The sequence below is a fragment of the Flavobacterium sp. XN-5 genome (assembly GCF_008033395.2).
GTDB lineage: Bacteria > Bacteroidota > Bacteroidia > Flavobacteriales > Flavobacteriaceae > Flavobacterium > Flavobacterium hiemivividum.
This window is the reverse complement of record NZ_VOGZ02000002.1, coordinates 330,631-353,584: the sequence shown is the minus strand read 5'-3', so window position 1 is coordinate 353,584 and position 22,954 is coordinate 330,631. Positions and strand designations below refer to the sequence as shown.

Annotated in this window: 19 protein-coding genes and 1 tRNA gene; 3 read left to right on the top strand and 17 right to left on the bottom strand. The window is 34.1% G+C overall.

Going from position 1 to position 22,954, the window contains the following annotated elements; translation table 11 throughout:
- From FQU23_RS06790 to FQU23_RS06780, 3 genes are all read left to right on the top strand, one after another.
- Positions 1 to 411 carry a hypothetical protein gene (locus FQU23_RS06790; protein ID WP_147673201.1) on the top strand — a complete coding sequence of 137 codons (411 nt, stop codon included), beginning with the start codon at positions 1 to 3 and terminating at the stop codon, positions 409 to 411.
- A gap of 175 nt (positions 412 to 586) precedes the next feature.
- Positions 587 to 961, top strand: coding sequence for a hypothetical protein (locus FQU23_RS06785; RefSeq protein WP_147673200.1), 375 nt, complete (start codon positions 587 to 589; stop codon positions 959 to 961).
- 182 nt (positions 962 to 1,143) lie between these two features.
- Positions 1,144 to 1,812, top strand: a complete 669-nt coding sequence (locus tag FQU23_RS06780; RefSeq protein ID WP_147673199.1) for a DUF6624 domain-containing protein — start codon at positions 1,144 to 1,146, stop codon at positions 1,810 to 1,812.
- 233 nt (positions 1,813 to 2,045) lie between these two features.
- On the opposite strand, the gene FQU23_RS06775 is transcribed toward FQU23_RS06780, so the two are convergent.
- The 17 genes from FQU23_RS06775 to FQU23_RS06695 form a co-directional block, all read right to left on the bottom strand.
- Entirely contained in the window at positions 2,046 to 3,299 is a 1,254-nt protein-coding gene (locus FQU23_RS06775; RefSeq protein WP_147673198.1) for a site-specific integrase, read from the bottom strand.
- A 251-nt stretch (positions 3,300 to 3,550) separates the two neighbouring features.
- Positions 3,551 to 3,635: transfer RNA gene (locus FQU23_RS06770), tRNA-Ser, on the bottom strand.
- Between the two features lie 167 nt (positions 3,636 to 3,802).
- Complete coding sequence (gene ribB / locus FQU23_RS06765) at positions 3,803 to 4,936, bottom strand: 3,4-dihydroxy-2-butanone-4-phosphate synthase (protein ID WP_147673197.1); 1,134 nt, start codon at positions 4,934 to 4,936, stop codon at positions 3,803 to 3,805.
- 9 nt (positions 4,937 to 4,945) lie between these two features.
- Complete coding sequence (locus FQU23_RS06760) at positions 4,946 to 6,385, bottom strand: LptF/LptG family permease (protein ID WP_147673196.1); 1,440 nt, start codon at positions 6,383 to 6,385, stop codon at positions 4,946 to 4,948.
- An 8-nt stretch (positions 6,386 to 6,393) separates the two neighbouring features.
- Entirely contained in the window at positions 6,394 to 7,035 is a 642-nt protein-coding gene (locus FQU23_RS06755) for a LolA family protein (protein WP_147673195.1), read from the bottom strand.
- A 4-nt stretch (positions 7,036 to 7,039) separates the two neighbouring features.
- Entirely contained in the window at positions 7,040 to 9,478 is a 2,439-nt protein-coding gene (locus FQU23_RS06750) for a DNA translocase FtsK (RefSeq protein ID WP_147673194.1), read from the bottom strand.
- Between the two features lie 22 nt (positions 9,479 to 9,500).
- Complete coding sequence (locus FQU23_RS06745) at positions 9,501 to 9,875, bottom strand: diacylglycerol kinase family protein (protein WP_147673193.1); 375 nt, start codon at positions 9,873 to 9,875, stop codon at positions 9,501 to 9,503.
- Between the two features lie 10 nt (positions 9,876 to 9,885).
- Complete coding sequence (gene tpx, locus FQU23_RS06740) at positions 9,886 to 10,383, bottom strand: thiol peroxidase (RefSeq protein WP_147673192.1); 498 nt, start codon at positions 10,381 to 10,383, stop codon at positions 9,886 to 9,888.
- 187 nt (positions 10,384 to 10,570) lie between these two features.
- A complete protein-coding gene (locus tag FQU23_RS06735) occupies positions 10,571 to 10,828 on the bottom strand; it encodes a DUF6952 family protein (RefSeq protein WP_132109431.1) in 258 nt (85 codons plus the stop codon).
- Positions 10,829 to 11,021: 193 nt separating this feature from the next.
- Entirely contained in the window at positions 11,022 to 11,330 is a 309-nt protein-coding gene (locus tag FQU23_RS06730) for a thioredoxin family protein (RefSeq protein WP_147673191.1), read from the bottom strand.
- A gap of 113 nt (positions 11,331 to 11,443) precedes the next feature.
- Positions 11,444 to 12,082, bottom strand: coding sequence for a peroxiredoxin (locus FQU23_RS06725; RefSeq protein WP_147673190.1), 639 nt, complete (start codon positions 12,080 to 12,082; stop codon positions 11,444 to 11,446).
- Positions 12,083 to 12,267: 185 nt separating this feature from the next.
- On the bottom strand, positions 12,268 to 13,725 hold the full coding sequence (nhaC, locus tag FQU23_RS06720; RefSeq protein WP_147673189.1) for a Na+/H+ antiporter NhaC: 1,458 nt from the start codon (positions 13,723 to 13,725) through the stop codon (positions 12,268 to 12,270).
- 219 nt (positions 13,726 to 13,944) lie between these two features.
- A complete protein-coding gene (locus FQU23_RS06715; protein WP_147673188.1) occupies positions 13,945 to 15,543 on the bottom strand; it encodes a glycoside hydrolase family 3 protein in 1,599 nt (532 codons plus the stop codon).
- Positions 15,544 to 15,630: 87 nt separating this feature from the next.
- Positions 15,631 to 16,899 carry an MFS transporter gene (locus FQU23_RS06710; protein ID WP_147673187.1) on the bottom strand — a complete coding sequence of 423 codons (1,269 nt, stop codon included), beginning with the start codon at positions 16,897 to 16,899 and terminating at the stop codon, positions 15,631 to 15,633.
- Positions 16,886 to 18,460, bottom strand: a complete 1,575-nt coding sequence (locus FQU23_RS06705; protein ID WP_147673186.1) for a glycoside hydrolase family 10 protein — start codon at positions 18,458 to 18,460, stop codon at positions 16,886 to 16,888. The genes FQU23_RS06710 and FQU23_RS06705 overlap by 14 nt, the downstream gene beginning before the upstream one ends.
- Before the next feature lie 157 nt (positions 18,461 to 18,617).
- Complete coding sequence (locus FQU23_RS06700) at positions 18,618 to 19,889, bottom strand: acyltransferase family protein (protein WP_147673185.1); 1,272 nt, start codon at positions 19,887 to 19,889, stop codon at positions 18,618 to 18,620.
- Positions 19,890 to 19,895: 6 nt separating this feature from the next.
- Positions 19,896 to 22,895, bottom strand: coding sequence for a glycoside hydrolase family 3 N-terminal domain-containing protein (locus FQU23_RS06695; protein ID WP_147673184.1), 3,000 nt, complete (start codon positions 22,893 to 22,895; stop codon positions 19,896 to 19,898).
- Positions 22,896 to 22,954 lie beyond the last annotated feature (59 nt).

Below are 22,954 nucleotides of genomic sequence, written 5' to 3'. Positions count from 1 at the left end.
ATGAAATATTGCCTTTTGATTTTGACAATTTTATTGTTTTCTTGCAATTCGGAACCAAACTATGATGATTATTTAAGACAAATGGATATCGTTCTGACAGACAATTATAAGGTGCTCAGACAAAATACTGACGGTGCAATGGGAGACTTCATTGTCGACTTTCAACTTAAAATTAGCGACAAGGACTTTGAGAATATCATTGCGAAAATAAAACAGACTGAAAACTATAGAGAATATAAAAGTGGAGAAAGTCCTAATAGCTTTAGTAGTATTGGAAAGAACTATCATATTGTGGGATTCAAATTAGGAGACAAGTATTTTTATAAAAAAGAAAGCGATTCTGAACCTGTATATTACGAGCTTATAGTGGATTCTGACAAGACATTAAACTTTACTTATGCGGAGGACTAATAAACGCCAGCTGGTAACCGCCATTGAGCTAGCTGGAATTTTATGGAATTACCGTTTCGCATCAAGTTTTCGTTAAGCCGAAAATTTAGCGATTACGAACTTCCAGCCATCTCAAAGTGGCATAACGTTACCAGCAACAATTAGGAAGACTTAATGTCAATTATTAAAATAAATTATGGAAAAAATATTAGAATATAACTATTACTTGTTTGCAGAAAAATTTACCACAATTGAAAAAGAAAAAGTAATAACCTTCGTAACAATTGTTCAATATCTGTTTATAGTAAACTTCACATTGTTTATATTGTTATTCTTCACAGAACCATTAAAACAATTTCCATTATTAATTATCATATTTTGTTTGGTTACTTTTTTTGCTTTACGATTTTACAATAGAAAAAAATATAAGGATAGATATTTTGAGTTTAAATTAAATTGGAATAATGAAGGTGAAAAGAAAAAATCATTTTATAAAAAACTCATTTGGACATTAGTTTTACTAACTTTTTGTTTAATGATAATCAATTCTAAATCATTACCATCAAATTAAGAAAAGTGGTGATGCTGGTAACTAGCTACTACAACGGATTTGGGCATTGGGCTTAATGGAAAGATGGGTTTGTATATAGTTAAATAGTAGAAAAAAAATCTTAATTTAGTTTCACAAACTACCTAAATCGAGGGAGTCTTATAATAAATTTGAAAATGAAATGTTTTAAAATATCTTTTTTGATGTTATCAATAATTCTTATCTCTTGCGTGGTAAATAAAAAGAGTAACGTCAATTTTGGACAAAGCAAACTTAACATTGAGCTTAGAGAAAAACTTGATGCCATTTTACTTAAAGACCAAGGAATAAGAGAAATTTTAGACGGAAATTTATCTGCTGAAAGAAAAGTAAAATTGCTTGCTGATATGGACCTTAATGAAACAGATATAGAAGGGAGTAAAAAATATAGCTTAGTGCGTCAAATTGACAGTACTAATTTATTAGAAATTGATAGTATTATAAAGATTTATGGCTACCCAAGTAAATCATTAGTTGGAGAACCAGCTAATAATGCCGTATTTTATGTAATTCAACACTCTGAAAAAATAGAAGAATACCTTCACTTAATTAGAAAAGCAACTGAAAATGGTGATATTGCTAAAACCTCATTAGCTATGATGGAGGATAGGAATTTAATGTATAAAGGAGTTGAACAAATTTATGGGACTCAAATAAAAGGAAAAGCTAATAAAAAAGGCCAATGGATTTATTTTTTATGGCCAATAAAAAACGCAGATTCAATAAATATTTGGCGAAAAGAAGCAGGATTTAAACAATCGATAGAGGAATATGTTAAGGATATGGATGTTGAGTTTAAGATATATAAAATGAATGAATTAACCGATATTTAAAAACTGGTTACAACAGTATGGGTTTCGTTGCGTGGGTAGCATGAACAATGAACCATGTTGAACGGAACTGGAGGTAGTTTTAAAAACAGAAATGTATATACCAAAGTTATATTCCATTTTTTTCAACATCTGTCGGTTTTGTATAGATGGATTTTCTGGTTTGTTATTTCAGATAAATAAGCCAATTCTGTCTGAAATAACAAATATTATGTTTATGATTCTCAAAGTTATTTTCATAAATTAGTTCCATTTGAGACATTGCTATCTCGTTTAAAATTGCTCAACTTAGATTTTAATAAATTCATATCCTCACTCACTTTTTTATCTAATATTTTTGCATAATGTTGAGTGGTCTTTAAGTTGGTATGTCCCAGCATTTTACTTACGGTTTCAATTGGTACCCCATTCGAAAGTGTGATGGTTGTTGCAAAAGTATGTCGGGCAATGTGGAATGTGAGATCCTTTTTGATTCCGCATACATCCGCAATTTCCTTGAGATAAGAATTCATTTTTTGATTACTCAAAATAGGGAGGAGGCGTTTCTCATTTATGCAAACTGGATATTCGACATATTTGTCAATGATTTCCTGTGCCATTGGCAATAATGGAATCTTTGAAGGGGTATCTGTTTTTTGTCTGGTCTGGAAAATCCATTTATCGCCATCTATTCCCAGCGAAATATTGTCTGGGGTTAATTGCTTCACGTCTATATATGCTAAGCCTGTAAAGCAGCTAAAAACGAATATATCGCGTACGAGCTCCAATCGTTCTGAAACAAACTCTTTGTTGATCATTTGCTCAATTTCGGCTTCTGATAGGAACTCGCGTACTACTTCTTTGACTTTCGCTTTGTAATTGCTGAATGGATCTCTATTGAGCCAACCGTTAGCTAAACACTGGTTGATGATTTTGTGGAAGTTCTTAATGTATTTTACGGCGGTGTTATTGGCACATTTTCTTTCGCTTCGCAAATAGAATTCATATTCCATGATAAATGCATGATCAATTTTTTCGATATTGATATCTGTGATGTTGTATTTCCAATTAAGAAAACCCTTGGTGTGCTTCAACGAGGTTTCATAACGCTCCAATGTTCCAGCTGCATATTCTTGCCCAACTAATTCTTTGATTTTGCGATTGTGTTCCTGGAAGATGGGAACTAACATTCGTTCGCGTTCTTTTTTACCTGTTAACTCATTTGTAAAGTTTTCAAAGGTAATGGGCACATCTTTTTTGATTAAATTTTTCTCAATATTTAATAGCTTAGATTTTAATTGATCAAGATGTCCATTTAATGAACGAGCTTCTTCGGAAGTTCCTTTCATTTTAGACATTTCAGAATGCCATTTTTCAGGATCGACATACTTACCTGTACTGTTGTCAAGTCGTTTGCGATTGATAGTAATTCTTTGAAAAATTGGGACTAGTCCTTGTGCATTGACTTTAGCTCTTTTTAGATAAAAGAGGATTGAAATTGGTGCATCCATAATTTGGTAACCTTTAAGTTAATAGAAATTTATAAATTCCATCAACACAAAACAAGATGTTCATTTAGTGAACACCTGATTTTAAAGGGCTTCCCGAAGGTAGGGGCACAATGAATTCAAATTTCTTAAGTGCCCCTTATAGTACCCCTTTCAGTATGATAAACCGTGAATAATTTGGATAGGTCTTAAAATGAAAAACCCTCTAAATCATACGATTTAAAGGGTTTTAGTTGGTTTTTTGAATTAACCAGCGGAGAAAGAGGGATTCGAACCCCCGGACCTGTTACAGTCAACAGTTTTCAAGACTGCCGCATTCGACCGCTCTGCCATTTCTCCAGTGAGCGACAATCATTACCTGATTGCGAGTGCAAATATAAGCACCTTTTTCGATTATCAAAAACAATTTGAAGAAAAATTTCAACTGTTTTTTAAACTATTTTTTAACCGTTTCATTTCCTTTGTATTAGCTTGAAAATATTTTTTAGAAATAAAATTAAAAAACTCTAATAGTTGACGTATTCTGTGATTTCAAGACCATATCCAATCATTCCAACACGTTTTCCTTGCTCGGTATTGGATACTAATCGGATCTTAGAAATATCAATGTCGTGTAAAATTTGTGCTCCAATTCCAAAATCTTTATTGTCAATTTTAAGTTTTGGTGCTTTCATTTGGCCGTCGGCTTGTAATGTTTTCAATTCAGAGATGCGACTTAGTAAATTTACCGACTGCATATCTTGATTAATGAAGATTACAGCTCCTTTTCCTTGTTCGTTTATTTTTTTAAACATATCGTCCAGTTGTTGGTCGGCATTATTAGTCAAGGTGCCCAAAATATCGTTGTTAACCTGAGAAGAGTTGATTCTGGTTAGAACAGGCTCGCCAAGGTTCCAAGTTCCTTTGGTCAAGGCAATATGGATTTGCTTGTTGGTAGTTTGTTGGTACGCTCTTAAACGGAAGGTGCCAAAACGAGTAGTAATGTCAAAATCTTCTTTCTTTACAATTAGGCTATCGTGTTGCATGCGGTAGGCGACAAGTGCCTCGATAGAAACTAATTTTAAATCAAATTTCTTAGCAACTTTAGCTAATTGTGGCAAGCGCGCCATTGTTCCATCTTCGTTCATGATTTCGACAATCACACCAGCCGATTTGAATCCCGCTAATCGAGCAAAATCGATAGCTGCTTCGGTATGACCTGTTCTTCTCAAAACACCTCCTTGTTTAGCAATCAGTGGGAAAATATGTCCCGGTCTGGCTAAATCATGTGGTTTTGTGTCAGAATCTACTAATGATAAGATAGTTTTGGCTCTGTCAGCAGCCGATATTCCTGTTGTTACGCCGCCACCTCTTAAATCTACAGAAACTGTAAATGCCGTTTCCATAGGGTCAGTATTGTTTGTAACCATTACGTGTAATCCTAGTTCTTTGCAACGACTTTCGGTCAATGGAGCACAAATTAATCCGCGACCGTGAGTTGCCATAAAGTTGATCATTTCTGGAGTTACTTTTTCGGCTGCAGCCAAAAAATCACCTTCATTTTCTCGATCTTCATCATCAACAACTATGATTATTTTCCCTTGACGTATGTCTTCGATTGCTTCCTCAATTGTGTTAAGCTGTATTTTATTTGTGACCATGTTAGGTATTTATTTTTTAGATGGAAATATTTTTTGAAATAGTTTTTGGAATGGACTTAATATAATGTCCATGTTTATTAGTCCTATGTCATTTGTTGCGCGATACGTTAATAGGATAGCTAATGGTGTTAAGATAAAAGAGGACATCCAGGCTCCCATAAAAGGAGATAGACCATTTTCTTGCGCTATTTTCTTGCCGAATGTATTTATAAAGTGATAGGAGATAAAGATAAGTACTGCAAATATAATAGGTAGACCAAGTCCTCCTTTTCTAATGATGGCGCCTAAAGGTGCTCCTATAAAGAACATCATAAAACAAGCGTAGGCGATTACAAATTTATCGTAAAAGGCAAGTTGATGGTTGTTGATGTTTTTCTGCTTACTTTCAAAATTGACTTTAGTAGCATCGATAGAGTAACCAGTACTTATGGTGTTGCTATTTGCCATTTTTAAGATCTCTAATTTCTGCTTATTTGTATATAAAGCTAAAATGTCTGCGGGAAGGGGCTTCTCTTTTTCTTTGACTGTTTTAGGAACGATATTTTTTGAGGTAATTCCTGTTCTCGAATTAATATTTTCCGAATTGGATACAATTTCGCTTTTCAAATTTTTATGCAAGGAATCTAAAGTGTAACTCAATTCATTAATTGTCAACATAGTATTAGTGTTGGCAATATTATTTTCGTTTACATCTACTTTATTGAGTTGCGATAAATCGATATTAAGAGTGTATTTTTTAAAAGCGCTTTTTGCGAAAGGCATTTTTATTCGGTCTTCATATTGCTTTGGAACCAGATCTTCATAATAGTTACCGTCATTTAGAACAAGTTGTAAGATGCTGGATGTTTCACTGCTAACTAATTTTCCGTCTTTAGCTTTGATTACCGTTTTGCTTCCGTCTCCAACACTTGATTTCTTATGTATCGTAATACCGGTTAAAACACTTCCATTATCTCCCGACTTTTTATTGACTTTGATGTTGTAATCTCCTACATCGCTAAACTGTCCTTCGGCGATGGCCATGGCGGGTTTTACCTGCGCAATATTTTTTCTGAAATTGATAAACTTATATTCGGCAAAGGGAATTACATTATTGGCAAAATAGAAGGCAACAATACTAAGTAAAAGTATAAAAGCAGTAAGGCCTCTCATCGAACGTTGCAACGATATACCTGCAGATTTCATTGCGGCAAACTCATAGTTCTCGGCTAAGCTTCCAAAGCTCATTATCGAAGCTAATAATATGGAAAGGGGCAACACCAGCGGAATTATTCGAGGCATCGAGAACATTAAAAACTTAATAACTAAAGCAAAATCCAAATCTTTACCAGCGAGTTCTGCTATAAAGAGCCAAACTGTTTGCAATATGAATATAAAAAACAAGATTACAAATACCGTAGTAAATGTAATCAGGAATGTTTTTAATAAGTATTTGTCGAGAATTTTCACCTAAAGAATTAATCTAATTTATTGATGTAGTAATTTGGATATTTACTTTCGGCAAAGATAAATTGATTTTTTGACAAAGGTTGATTGGTTTTAAAAGAATTAACTGTTAAAGTAGTTTTTGTTCCTTTTTTACCCATTTCGATCAAGTTATAGATGTGTTTCGTTTGTACATCGATCCCTAATAGTATTTCTTTTCTCTGATCTTTCGCGTTTGTAGGAATTAATTTGATGTACTGTATTTTGCGACCTCTTACATCTTGTAGAATATCCATCGAATATTTATAGCCACTATTAAAAAAAGTTAGCATTTTAGAAGGCGTAATTGCACTATCATCTTTTTCGTTAAAACTCGAAATCGTAATTTCTTCATCTTCTGGAACGATGGTGTAGGTTTTTCTACCGTCAAAAATTTTAGTTATTCCCATGAAATTCAATACATATTGATTGTTTTTCATAGTTACATTTCCTTTACTGTCTTGATTTATGTTTTCTCTCGAATTATTCAAAGAATATTTAAAATCAATTACAATGTTGTTATAACTTTTAACTTTTGCAGTTACCTGATCTAAAAGTGCTTTCGCATTTTTATCTTGTGCTTGTGTCGAAAAGCTAAAAAGTAGTACAAATGTAATTAGGATGATTTTTTTCATGGTTTTAATTGTTTTGTTCATTGTTGAAAAATTGATCAAGAGAACTCATGTCCAGAATGTTCACACCACGTGCTTTACTTCCTTCAAAAGGACCTACAATTCCAGCAGCTTCTAATTGGTCGATTAATCTACCAGCTCTGTTGTAGCCCAGTTTTAGTTTTCTTTGTAACAATGATGCTGAGCCTTGTTGTGCATTAACAATAATTTCGGCAGCTTCTCTAAACAAAGTATCTCTTTCGGAAATATCTACATCAAGATTGATGCCACTATCTTCTCCCACGAACTCTGGAAGTAAATAAGCTGTAGCGTATGCTTTTTGGGAACCAATAAAATCGGTTATTTTTTCGACCTCAGGTGTGTCTATAAATGCACATTGAATTCGCACTACATCATTACCGTTTGTGTAAAGCATGTCTCCGCGCCCTATCAACTGATCTGCGCCAGAAGTGTCCAAAATTGTTCTTGAATCAATTTTTGATGTTACTCTAAAAGCGATTCTCGCAGGGAAGTTGGCTTTAATCAAACCTGTAATTACATTTACAGATGGTCTTTGCGTGGCAATAATCAAATGGATACCAATTGCTCTGGCTAATTGAGCTAGACGGGCAATGGGAACTTCGACTTCTTTTCCAGCGGTCATTATCAAATCGGCAAACTCATCTACTACTAATATAATGTAGGGTAAAAATCGGTGTCCGTTTTCAGGATTTAGTTTTCGAGCCTTAAACTTATCATTGTATTCTTTAATATTTCGCACCATCGCATCTTTCAACAGCGAATAACGATTATCCATTTCCACACAAAGAGAATTCAAGGTATTTACCACCTTTGCGTTATCTGTAAGAATTGCATCTTCGCCATCAGGAAGTTTGGCTAAATAATGTCTTTCAATTTTATTAAAAAGAGTCAGCTCCACTTTTTTAGGATCGACCAATACAAATTTAACTTCGGCTGGATGTTTTTTGTACAATAACGAAGTTAGAACGGCATTTAAACCAACAGATTTTCCTTGTCCAGTGGCACCCGCCATCAATAGGTGAGGCATTTTGGCCAGATCGACAACAAAAGTTTCGTTAGAGATTGTTTTTCCTAAAGCAATAGGCAATTCCATTTCAGCTTCTTGAAACTTAGCCGAACCAATCACACTTTTCATAGAAACCATCGTTGGATTCTTGTTTGGCACTTCGATTCCTATTGTTCCTTTTCCAGGAATAGGGGCGATGATACGAATTCCTAATGCCGAAAGGGATAAAGCAATATCATCTTCAAGATTCTTAATTTTTGAGATACGAATTCCGGCTTCAGGAACGATTTCATATAAGGTTACAGAAGGTCCAACAGTTGCCTTGATTTGCGCAATTTCAATTTTATAATTGCGAAGCGTATCAACAATTCTGTTTTTATTTTCTTCTAATTCTTCCTGGTTGATTGTGATTCCACCAGTAGAATAATCTTTTAAAAGATCAATTGTAGGGTATTTGTAATTGGATAAATCCAAAGTAGGATCGAATAAACCAAAATCGGATACAAGTCTAGAAGCTAAATTCTCTTCAATAAGATCTTCTTCGGGAGCAGTTTCGATCACAAAGGAATCATCAACAGCGTTTTGATCTGTCAGAATTTCTTCAACCACTTTTGGTTTAGAAATAGGGTCAAGGTTGATTTCTGAAGATTTACTAATCGTTGGTTTTAAAGCTTCTTTGTTAACTTCAAATTGTGAAGGCTTGACTATCGGAGCATTATTTTCTAATTCTTTTTCTTCTGTTATGGCAAATTCTTCTAAGTTATAAGAGTTTCCCGTTGTAGTAATCGAAGCAGAACCTAAATCTGACTTAATTTCTTTTTTAGTATTTTCGAAAAAGGACTGAATTCTTTCTGGAGATAGTTTTAGTTTAAAAATAACATAGATGATTAAACCGAAAATCAACAGTAAAAGTGTTCCTGTTTTTCCTATATAATCCTGCAAGAATAAATTCAATTCATAACCGATTGTTCCTCCTAATTCAGGAAGTGAGGTGGCGAAAAAACCAAATAAAACCGACAAAATAATAATAGCAAATAAATCCCAAAACCAGATTCCTTTCAATTTATTTGAAGAAATTCCCAGTATGAAAAAGATTCCGGTCAGGAAAAATAAGCGAACAAATAGAAAAGACGCAAGGCCAAATCCTTTGTAAACAATTGCATCGGCTAATAAAGCGCCAAATTTACCCAACCAGTTTTGAACAACCTCTGAGCGATCTGTGAGTTGTGAAACAGCACTTTGATCTGCTTGGCCGTGAATATAAAAGGAGATAAAAGCAAGCAGTAAAGCAACAGAAAATAAGATAAAGAGACTACCCAGCACAATTTTGTGCTGTTTCGTTAATACCCGCGATGTACCTACTTTAGCTTTTGAAGTGATTTTCTTGTCTAAAGGTTCTTTTTTTATTGTTTTTGCCATTCTTGATTGTATGTACTACTGCTTAAAAAATAAGGGGAACGTATATGATTAAACCGATTATTACTGCAGTTATTCCAGCAAAAAAAACTGCTCCCGCTGCAATGTCTTTTATGAAACCAATTCTTTCATCATAATTGGGATGAATAAAATCAGCTATTTTTTCTACTGCTGTATTCAGTCCTTCAATACTCATCACAAGGCCGATTGCCAAAGTTTGAAAAAGCCATTCGGTTGCCGAAATATGAAAATAAAATCCAGCGATGGTAACTAAAATTCCTAATGAAAATTGTACCATTATGCTGTGTTCCGAAGTAATTAATTTCACTGCCCCTTTTACGGCATAATTAACACTTTTTAGTCTTCCTGTGATGAAGCTATTGTCTTTTTGAAATTCCATTAAATGAAAATTATAGTACAGCTAAAGCAGCTTCATAATTGGGTTCATTAGCAATTTCAGGAACTTGCTCTGTATGGATAATAGTACCGTCTGTATCAACGACAATAAGTGCTCTAGAGTGTAACCCAGCTAATGGACCATCAAGAATATCAAGGCCGTTTGCTTTACCAAAATCTCCGCTTTTAAAATCAGATAGGTTAACTACATTTTCAAGTCCTTCAGCACCACAAAAACGTTTTTGAGCAAAAGGTAAATCTCTGGAAACGCATAATACAGCCGTGTTTTCTAATTTTCCGGCACTCGCGTTGAATTTTCTTACTGAGGTGGCACAAGTCCCAGTATCTATGCTTGGGAATATATTTAACACTAATCTTTTTCCAGCAAAATCACTTAGTGAAGCGACAGAAAGATCGTTGTTTATTAATTTAAAGTCAGACAGTTGTGTTCCTACTTTTGGTAATTCTCCTGAAGTATTTATTGGATTTCCTCCTAATGTAATTGATGCCATGATATGTGTTTTTTAATGAAGTTCAAAAGTATGAAAATTAATTAAGAATTAGGATTTAAGCTGTAAGATTTTAGTACGGGGAACAAAGGTTTCTAATCAAGTGGGTTTTCGATAAATAGGAGATAAATGAAAAAAACGCAGCCATTTCTGAGTGCGTTTTTTGTATATTAGCGGTATAAAAGAGTTTCTATTTGTCGATAGAACCCAGCACTCTTTTCATAAAAGTGTTTAGGGCTTCTTTTTTATCTGTTCCGGATTTTACTAATTTATTTACTTCTAAAGCTCCGTACATATTCGAAATCAATTCACCTATAACATCTAATTCTTCGTCTTTCAAAGACGGGATTTCTGTCATTGCTTCCAGAACTTCAATCGTTTCAATGATATAATCTTGATCGTTTTCTTCAATAAACTGAGTCAAATGCTTTATTACAGGTAATTTCATTTTTTTAAATTTAGGAATTCTGATTTAGGATTGAGGAATAAAAAAAAAACTATTTAGGAATTGTAATTTGAGATCTAGGAATTAAAATGAAGGGAATAAGACTTAGGAATTAAAAAACTAATATTATTCTATAACTCGAATCATTTTTAATCCTACACCTTAATTTCTTATGCCTAATTCCTTAATTTCAGAATTAAACAATTTCATTCACTAATTCAATTAGCACTTCTTGCTTATTAGTTTGCGTTTCGTTTACCAAAACTCCGTTTACAAACGTAGCAAAAGTTGGTAGGTTACTCACATTTGCCATTTTTCTTGACTCAGGAGAGTTTTCAGCATCAACAAGGACAAAAGTAATTGCTTCGTTTTCTGAAGCCAATTTTTTGAATTTTGGTTTCATTATTCGACAATTTCCACACCAAGAAGCCGAAAATTGAACTACTACTTTCTCGTTTTTAGTTACTAAATCCTGTAATGTATCTTCGTTTAAATCTATTAACATATTTTTCTTTTTAAATTCAATTTCAAAAATTAAATGGTAATTTCAAAAATCAATGGCAATATCGATATTCAATAATTGAAATTGATATTGCCATTGATATTGATTTTTTATTCTTAGTTCAAGCTTAGATATGCAGCAGTACTGTTTCTGTCAGCGCTCATCGCTTCTTTACCAGCCTCCCAGTTTGCAGGACATACTTCTCCTTTTTCTTGGATATGAGTATAAGCATCAACCATACGTAAATATTCATTTACATTACGACCTAGTGGCATATCGTTTACACTTTCGTGGAAAATTTTTCCAGTTTCGTCAATTAGGTATGTAGCTCTAAAAGTTACATTCGATCCTTCGACAATTACGGAATCAGTTTCTTCACTATATTCTGTAGAATCGACATCAAGAATACCTAATATGTTAGATAAGTTTCTGTTTGTATCAGCAAGAATTGGGTAAGTAACACCTTCAATTCCACCGTTGTTTTTTGGAGTGTTTAACCAAGCGAAATGCACTTCATTTGTATCGCAAGAAGCACCAATTACGATTGTATTTCTTTTTTCAAATTCCGGTAATGCTGCTTGAAAAGCGTGTAGTTCAGTTGGGCATACAAATGTAAAATCTTTTGGGTACCAAAATAATAATACTTTTTTGTTGTTTTTTGTAGCTTCTTCGAAGATGTTGATTTTCAAGTTGTCACCCATTTCTGAGATAGCGTCAACTGCAATACTTGGGAATTTTTTACCTACTAATGACATAATAATATATTTTATTGTTTTTTTAATGTTTTGCAAAAATAGGCATTAAGCTCGTATTTAAAGAATCAATTTCAATTATATATTTTTATTAAGCAATAGATTTTAACTATAGAAGCAAAAAAATACCATAACTGTAAGCGAGCTATGGTATTATGATTTTATGGGAATTTTTGTAATATGGAATTTTAGTTATTTTTTTCAGCTACCAATTGTCTGATTTTTATATTGAATGCCGCAAAGAGCAAAGTCATAAACGGACTTATAATATTGAAGAAGGCATAAGGTAGATAATCGAAAGTCGAAACGCCCAATGTACCAGCATGATAGGCTCCACAAGTATTCCAAGGGATTAATACAGAAGACACAGTACCGGAATCTTCTAATGTTCTACTTAAATTTTCAGGAGCCAGACCTTTCTTTTCATAGGCTTTGGCAAACATTTTACCAGGTACAACAATAGCTAAATATTGGTCAGAAGCTGTAATGTTTAGGGCTAAACAACTTCCTACTGTCGCAGCAAATAGCCCAAAAGTAGTATGTGCTAATTTCAACAATGCATGACTTATTCTAGCCAAAGCACCAATGGCATCCATAATTCCGCCAAAAACCATAGCACAAAGAATTAACCAAATAGTGCCTAACATTTTTTTCATTCCACCTGAGGTGAATAGTGATTCTAGGGTTTTATTATCGGTAGCTACGACCACGTCTCCAGTTATAGCATTCATCACTCCTTTATAAGCCGACTGGAAAGTCATTTGGTCAACTCCAGCAATTTTATTTATGATATGTGGTTGAAAGAAAATAGCAAAGGTTGCGGCTAATAACGTACCAATTAACAATGCTATTAACGGCTCCGTTTTTCTAATAATTAAGCCAATTACGACTACAGGCACAAGGAATAACCATGGTGATATTGTAAATGAAGCTTTAATATCTGTTAACAGGGTAGCAATATCAACGTTTCCAGTCACATCGACGGAGAGACCAAGCACAATAAAAAGAATGAATGTGATAATATATGTCGGTATTGTCGTTAAAGCCATGTATCGAATGTGGGTGAACAAATCAGTTCCAGCCATTGCAGGAGCAAGGTTTGTTGTATCTGACATGGGAGATAATTTATCACCAAAATAAGCACCAGAAATTACTGCACCAGCTACCATTCCCAGATTAAACCCCAATGCACCACCTACACCAATCAAAGCGATACCAACAGTAGCACTCGTTGTCCAAGAACTTCCTGTCGCTATTGAAATTATAGAACATATAATTAGTGTCGCCGGCAAAAATATTGCTGGACTCAGAATTTGCAAACCGTAATAAATCATCGAAGGAATAATTCCGCTAACTAACCAGGTTCCTGCTAAAGCACCCACCATAAGCAATATTAGTATGGCACCTACAGTAGATTTTACATTTTCAGATACTTCCTCTATCATTTTATGGTAGCTAACTTTATTAAAAAAGCCAACAATAGCCGCAACAGCTCCTCCTAACAGTAAAACAAATTGATTGCTGCCGCTCAAAGCTTCATCGCCATAAACATAAACATTAAAAGCGAGCATGATTACAAGTGCAGCGACTGGGATTAATGCTTCACCAATTGATAATTCTTTATTTCTATGTATTTTTATGTCCATCGTATTTCTAAATCTTTTGAGTTTGCAATATAGATAAAAAAGGTGCGATTAGCCTAACGCAATTTTCTGAAAAATTAAGTTTATGCCTTGCCTTATTTAATTTATTTAACAAAAACAGAGATGTTTGTGTATTTTTATTCGAATTTAATATGGATTATATTAAAAAAATAGAATAGACAAGGTTCCCTTTTTTTAATAGATTTTTATGTCAATATCTATTTATATATTCCTAATGTTCACAGGTAGAGTTCCTTGACAAGGAATATTATTAAGCAGTTGAAGCGCCGCAGTTTCCTGAAATTCCTCAAAATCCTGATAAATTTGAACAAGGCCAGTTAGCGATTGTATGTTAGGAAGTAGCGGTAAAACATAAGGATTTCCGAATAGATATAAAACACATTTTTTTGTTGTGAATACATTTTTTAGTAACTCTAAAACAGCGTCTTCAATGTCAAAATTATTCATTGGTTTGGCTTTTGGTACAAAAAGCGCAATAATTAGCGTATCATAATCAGCTAGATTATTTTCTATTTCTTCGCTTGTATTCGTAGCATCCATCTCAATTGCAAAATTTGGTGCAGATAGGGAAGGGGTAAGTGTTTTAAAAAAAGTATTTTCGGTGGTTTTGTAGATGCTTAGGTTTGCTAATTTACCGCTTTTTGCGGCATCAAGAACTACTGCCGTATTTTGATTGTCCTTGATTTTAGTAATACAATTTTTAGCAATTTTATGATTCAAAAGAGAAGCTGTTGCAAAATCTAATTCGGTTGCAGGAACCGTTTCTATATCAAATAAACCTACTTTTTGCTTGCATTTTACAATTCGATTGTAGCTTTCTTCAATGCGTTCAGGAGTAGCATTTTTAAGTATTTCCTGAATGCCTTCGGGTACATTTTCGGCAAAACACAACACATCATTTCCGGCGTTGAACGCTTCCCATTCTAGTTGACCCTTTTTTTCGTAAAGCATAGACACACTGCGCATATTCAAGGCGTCTGAGATAATCAAGCCATCATAATTTAATTGCTTTCGCAAAAGATCCTCCACTACTGACTTTGATAATGTAGCCGAAGTATTTGCGCCTTCATTCAAAGCAGGTACTGCTAAATGTCCTATCATAATTGAATCGACGTCACTTTCGATTCCTTTTATAAAAGGATACAATTCATTTTCAAGTAATTGGTCTAGGTTTTCTTCTAAAACGGGTAAACCTAAATGAGAATCAACATTAGTATTGCCGTGTCCGGGGAAATGTTTTAAACATCCTAAAACACCAACTTCGTTCATTCCTCGTAAATATTCTAATGCAAATTGAGCCACCTTTTCTTTATCTTCTCCAAAGGAACGGTAACCAATAACCGGATTATTTGGGTTATTGTTTATATCGGCTAAGGGTGCCAAATTATAATGCAGTCCAGCCGATTTTAAATCAAGTCCTATTTGTTTTCCTACTTCATATACTAAATGGGATTCGCTCAAAGGCAAAGCGCCAAGTGCAATCGCATATGGATATTGCGGTGTTTTTTCGACACGCATTGCTAGGCCCCATTCGGCATCAATGCTCATCAATAGTGGAGTAGTCGCGCATTTTTGATAGCGTACAATTAAATCTTTCAGTCGCTGGTAACTGTTATCATTAAAGACAATTTTATTCTTAGTTTCATAATTAGTAGCAGCGCTGACTCTACTATGAAAAAAGGTAAGACCACCTATGTTGTGCTTTCTAATTAATTCTTCTGTTGCTTGAATATTTTCTTCGGTGTCGTTGATAAAAACAGCTGGAAAAAAGAATTGTCCTATTTTTTGTTCTAATGTCATAAGTTTTATTTTAGCCATATAAACCATATAAGGATAGCTAATAATTTTTTTTAAAAATTTATATGACTTATATGTTAATGATTTTTGTTATTCCACCTTTTTTCCAAAATCAGTTGGGAAAATTAAATAACGCGATAGTATCAGTCCTGGTATCGTTGCTATAAGCACCCAAATAAAGAAATTGGCGTAGCCCAAATATTCTTGGATATAACCGCTAACCATACCTGGAAGCATCATTCCCAATGCCATAAATCCAGTGGCGATAGCGTAGTGGGATGTTTTTGACTCGCCATCGGCCAGATAAATTAAATACATCATAAAGGCAGCAAAACCAAAACCATAACCGAATTGTTCTGCAATTACTGCTGTATATACATAATAGATTGATTCAGGATGAAAATGAGAAAGCAGAATGAATCCAATATTTGGCAAATGAATTGCCAGAATCATTGGTAACATCATTTTGCCTAGACCGTATTTTGAAATGGCAATTCCACCAAGAATTCCGCCAATAGTAAGTGCTATTACGCCAAATGTTCCGTAAATAATTCCTACGTTTTGAGTCGTTAGTCCTAATCCTCCAACCTCAGTTCCGTCGATCAGAAAAGGAGTAAGCATTTTCAATAATTGGGATTCACCCAAACGAAATAATAGTATAAATGCCAGAGCTATTCCAATTTGCTTTTTTTGAAAAAAACTGATAAAGACTGCTCCAACGCTTACTTTTGGTTCTGTTGATTTTTCATCCTTTACAGAAGCTATTTCAGTTCTTGGCGTAGAAAAATAATTATAAATGGTTAACGCAGTCATAATCAAACCTACAATGATCATAGTGTAAGACCATGCTTTTTGTTTATCACCATATTCTTGCTCCAGATAACCGCCAATGATTACAATCAAACCATTTCCGGTAAGCATTGATAGGCGATAGAATGTACTGCGTATTCCTAAGAAAAAAGATTGTTGGTCTTTCTCTAAAGCTAACATGTAGAAGCCATCACTGGCTACATCATTAGAAGCAGATGCGAAAGCCGCGACCCAAAACACAGCAAGACTGATCACAAAAAAATTATTCATGGGTATCGTTAAACCCACAATCAAAAAAGCAATAGAAATCACTAATTGCATGGCTAGGAACCACTTTCTTTTGGTAGCATATAAATCGATAAACGGGCTCCACAATGGTTTTATAACCCAAGGGAGATACAACAAACTCGTGTAAATCCCGATGTCTTCATTGTCAATTCCCAGGTTTTTATACATAATAACCGAAACCGAGATAATTATCGCATACGGCAAGCCTGAAGCAAAGTTCAAAAATGGTATCCAATACCAGGGTCTGTTATCTATTTTCATTATTCAAAGAACTTTGGAACGTTTTGATTTCAATAGGTTTGTTAACTAAAGTAGCTTGGCTTTCATTACCGTAGTAATCAATGAAAGAAACAGCACAGATATTATTTTTTTCTAAAAGGTTATTCTGAATATTGATGGTAATGCTATTTTCTTTTTCCTTAAACGCAATTTTATCAACGATTTGACTTGGATCATTAATGTCAAGTTTAGAGCTGTTTTTTGCACCGTAAACCATGACGTAACGAATTTTGCTCAGCGACGGATAGTTCAATGTGACCGCTGCAGTTGTCTTGCTAGATTTAATATTAGAAATAATTGGGTACTCAATATTTGTTTTTCTAAAATTAGGAACTACATAAGGAAGCGCTGGGTATTTGTATTGATTTTCTAATAGCAAATCAGTCACAGCTTTGTTTCTGTTCACAAAAGATTTGGCACTAAAAAAAGCATTTCCGCCCATGTTTTTGTAAGTACGAGTCATATCAATCTGATTCGGAATCTCATTTGGATTAAACCATTTTTTATCAGAGTCGGTATTGACCTTATAACTTCCGTTCCCAATGTAAATAGCTGTATTCTTTGAGTTTGCTGCCCACCATTTAATGAGTTTTGCATACGAAGCTGTTTTGTGTTCGATACTCCAATACAATTGCGGAAGCAAGTAATCAATCCAGCGATGCTCCATCCACGCCATTGGGTCAGCAAATAAATCGTCATAATTTGTTTGCCCGGAATTCGTATCTGAACCTCGCGGATCTACAGATTTGTTGCGCCAAACTCCGAATGGGCTTATTCCAAATTGTACCCAAGGTTTAATTGATTTTATAGAATAAGAACAGTATTTTACAAAATTATTCACGTTATAGCGTCTCCATTCTGGCAAACTCATTCCCTCGCCATATTTTTTGAAAGAAGCGGTGTCATTAAAGTTTTCTCCAGGTATTTTGTAAGGATAAAAATAGTCGTCAAAATGTATCGCATCGATATCATAGTTTCTAACTACTTCATCAACTACATTAATTAGATGAGTCTGTACCTCAGGTAAAGCGGGATTGTAATAGTATTTTCCGCCATATTTGATCATCCAATCTGGATGTTTAAAATAATCATGATCTGGACTTAATTCTGCGGTATTCAGATTCATTGTGGCACGGTAGGGGTTCATCCAAGCGTGGAATTCAAAACCGCGTGCATGAGTTTCTGTAATCATCCATTCCAAAGGATCAAAGTAAGGACTTGGCGCCTTACCTTCTTTTCCAGTCAAATACTTAGACCAAGGCGCTAGTTTTGAAGGATAAAAAGCATCACCAACACTTCTTATTTGAACAATAACAGCATTATAATTTAGTTTTTTATAGGTGTCTAAAATCTCAATAAAGTCCGCTTTTTGTTTTTCAATTGGATCTTTTCCGCTTTTTGGCCAGTCAATGTTAACCACAGTGGCAATCCAAACGGCTCTAAATTCGTTTTTAGGATAATTCACTGTTTCTTGCGCGATTCCATTCGAAAAAGACAATAAAAAAAAGGAAAGCAATAGAAAAATGTAATGGTTAGGCTTCATTATTGGGATGTTTTTATAGAATTCAAAAATAGTTTTTTTAGCGACAAGTATTAAATATAAAAGTCTTAAAATTGGAATTCTTTAGCTGGAGCAATTTCTTTGCCAATTATTAGCAACTCACTGTAAAAAACGACTTATATAAAGGTCGAATTACGCACTATACTTTAAAAATCAAATTGTATTTATAAAATAGCCATAGTATTGTAGACCAAAAAACAGCATAAAACAGGGCATAGGCTAAGGACGAATTTAATGGATTTTCAAACAGGGACACAATCCAGACGTTATAGATTAGATATTGGATATTGATTTGTTCTGCTGCGATTTCAGGATTTTCAATGGTAATGGAGCTCATAACTCTTGGAATTATCCCAGAAAAGAAAAAAACGATCATAGGATTCACTCCCCAAAACAGAAACAACTTTGTCCATTTTTTATAGTTTGCCACATCAATTATATAATATAAAACGGCCAAGCATAAAGCAGCGATTCCGGCAGTATATAACACATACGAACTTGTCCAAAGTGGTTTATTTATTGGAAAAATAAAGTTCCACATCAAGCCAAGAACCAACAGGACACTGCCTATAAGGGCTATTTTTTTGACAATTTCTATTTTTGGAATTTGTAAGTTTAGAATTTGTCCAACAAACATTCCTAAAATACCGGTACCAATTGCTGGTAAAGTGCTTAAAATTCCTTCGGGATCCCAGGTTTTTGAGTAACTCCATAAATGCCCGTTAAGGACTAAATTGTCTAACCAGGCCGCTAAGTTGGTGCCTTTTTCAAAATTGGCTTCGCCAAATCCAGGAACGGGAACAAAAGCCATCAGAATATAATAGCCAATTAAAATAGAGGCCGCAAGGAGAAGTTGTGTTTTTAAGGTGGTTTTTAAATATAAAAGAGCAACGAAGAAATAGACAATTCCTATTCGTTGTAAAACCCCTGGAATTCGTACATCTTGGTAGGCTGGAACGTTACTGTAAGCTAAGAATAGTAGGATTCCAAGTATAGAGAAAACCAAATACGTTTTAATTTTCAAGCTGAAGTTTCCTAAAAGTGCATAGGCTACTGCAAAAGTTATTAGCAATCGAACAAGGAGTAATGAAACACCTTCAAAGCCAAAGAATTCTACTCGGCTAAAGTAATTTAAGAATAATCCCAAACAAAAAATCCGCAAAGAACGAACGAGAATTTTATTAAAAACGGTGAAGTCAAACTGTTTTGTTGGCATTGCAAAAGGAATTGCAGTACCCATTATAAAAATAAAGAATGGGAAAACTAAATCAGTAGGAGTACAGCCATGCCATTCTGCGTGTTTTAAAGGCGGATAAATGGAACCCCAACTTCCCGGGTTATTGACTATTGTCATTAACAAAATTGTGAATCCTCGGAATACGTCAAGCGAAATTAAACGTTCTTTTATCATGGTGACTTATTTTATAATAGCTTCCTGAATTATTTTCTGAATATCTTCTCTAATTCTTTCTTTCGATAATTTATTTCCTTCAGGTCCTACTTCAGGATAGGTTCTGTTCGAAAGCAACACATACACAATTTCTGTTTCTGGATCTACCCAGGCAATGTCACCAGTAAAACCAGTATGTCCAAAACTGGATTCAGAGACACAGTTGCAAGTCGAACCCTCTTTGCCTATTCTTTTATCAAAGCCTAATCCTCTTTGAACACCTTCTACAGCGTAATGTGAAGTATTAAATATATCAAATGTTTGTTCAGAAAAATAACTTTTATTGCCATAATTACCTTTTTGTAGAAACAATTGCATCATTTTAGCCACATCCATCGCATTCGAAAAAATTCCTGCATGACCTGCAACTCCGCCTTCCATAGCAGCAGCCATATCATGTACATATCCTTGTATTACTTGATGACGGAAGTAATTGTCATCTTCTGATGGTGCAATATTGTTTTTGTCAAATTTTGTTAACGGATTGTAAAGTGTATTGTTCATTCCAAGGGAGCTATAAAAGTTTTTGTGACTTAAAACTTCAAGCGGCTGTTTGGTTTTTCGCTGCAAATATTCTTTTAGAATAATAAAGGTAAAATCACTGTATTTGTATTCTTTTTTTAAAGACAATGGAGTATCAGCAATAAGTTTCATAATCGTATCATGATAATCATTTCTGATAAAAAGATTATCTGCTACTTTAGTAGAAAACTGAGCATTTGGAACTTTACGATAATATTTTTCAGAAGGATTATTTTCACTGTCTAATGTAGCTTTGTAAAATGGAATCCAAGCTTGAAGTCCAGCGTAGTGTGTTAGTAAATCCTTGAAACTGATGTTTTCTTTATTTGTTTTCGAAAAAAAAGGAAGCATTCTCTTTAGCTTAGTGTCCAATTTCACCTTCTTTTTATCATACAACTGCATCACGTTAGGTAGTGTCGAAATCATTTTAGAAATCGAGGCTACATCATATAAATCGGAATTTGTAACCTTGTTTATAGTGTCATAAGTGTGATGACCATATGATTTCTGGAAAATCACATTTCCTCGTCTTGCTACTAATACTTGCATTCCAGGAGTCATTTTACCATCAATTGCTTTTTTTGCAATGCTATCAATTTTAGACAGAATCTTTGGATTCATATCTTCATTTTCAGGAGTAGTAAAACCCAAACGGGTTAATTTTTGTGTTGATACGCCATAATTTGCTGGAAAAGAATTATTTATAGAAACAGGCAGTTTTCCTTTGGCTTCGACCGCACCAAATAGTATTTCTGCAGAAACAATTTGACTAATATCTGAATTTTGATAGGAAAGCACTAATCCTTCGATATCCTCAAAGTTAGTTACTGGCAACAAAGAATACGGTTTTGCAAATACATCTAAAATTACTTGGTTTTTTTTTGCAATTTCTTGCAACCAAAATAATTCTGTTTCAGAAATATTTTGCTTCTCCCAAACTCCATTTTTTTTGTGTAAACCAACGATTACGGTATTGTATTTTTTTAACTCGGTGTTTAAACTATCAATGTTAGTATGTGATACTTCGGTTATTTCGGTGTATTTTTTTAATGTTGTAACAAATGAACTATTTACAGCCTCGCCTAATTTTACGTAGGCTATTTTTTGACTTAAATCTTTAATAGGAAGTATGTTATTTTCATTCTTTAAAACGGTTATTGCATTTTCATATAGTTTATAATGTAAAGCATCATTTTCTGACGGATTTAGATCCGCTGACAAATTTTCAGTAGCAATAGGCTTGTATTTATTTAGTCCTACCTTGAATTTATAATGTAATATTTTTTTAACGGAATGTGCCAAGCGCTCTTCAGTAAGAATACCTTCATTATAAAATTTTTCTAGTTTTTTAAATCCTGCAGCAACGTCAATGGGGAAAAGTAAGATGTCGTTGCCAGCAAGTAAAACGGCTAATTCAAGATCTCCAGGCCCTTTAAAATCACTCGCACCTTTCATTCCTAAACCATCGGTAAAAATCAAGCCATCAAAACCTAATTGTTTTTGAAGTACATTAGTCACTACATTATAAGAAGCGGATGAAGGTATATTTTCTTTTGTTTCTAGACTAGGAATATTAAGATGTCCAACCATTACGGAAACTAAACCTTCATCAAACATTCGTTTGTAAGGATATAGTTCTACCGCGTCAATTCGTTCTTTCGAAAAATTAACTAAAGGCAATGTATGATGAGAATCGGCTGAAGTGTCGCCATGACCTGGGAAATGTTTCGCTGTACTAAAAACTCCTTGTCCTTGTACGCCTTTTATTAAGGCGACTGCTTTATTAGCTACATTATATTTATCCTCACCAAACGAACGGTTTCCAATAATAGGATTTTTGGGATTGGTATTAATGTCAACAACTGGCGAAAAATTGAAATGGATTCCCATTCGTTTACTTTCAGCGCCCATTTGTTGACCTACTTTCTCAATTAAACTCAAATCTTGTATCGCTCCTAAAGTCATATTCCATGGAAAAACATAAGTTGAATCTAATCTCATGCTCAATCCCCATTCGGCATCAATTGCCACGAATAAAGGTACTTTTGCAACTGCTTGGTATTGATTCGTTAATTTAGCTTGACGACCTGGTCCACCTTGGAAAAAAATTACACCTCCTATATTGTATTCTTTAATTAATGCTTTGGTTTTATTTTCATGAATCGAATCTTTATTTGAATAAGCCGAAATCATATAGAGTTGTCCTATTTTTTCTTGAACTGTCATTTTGTTATAAATACTATCGACCCAGCGGGTTTCTGGATCAGAATCTTTGAAGAAATTTTTTCTTTCGGATTTTTTTAAACCGTTATAAACGAGCGGATCTTCTGTAAACAAGTCTTTTTTTAAGGTACTGATTGTGTTATTTTTTTTGGAAGTAGCGCAATTAGTAATTAATAGTAAAAACACCGTGTAAAGGCTAATCTTTATAAAAAAATTTTTCATTTAATTTATTTTTATGTGAAGTTCATACCTTTCTCTTGTTAGAGTGGTATAAAATAATT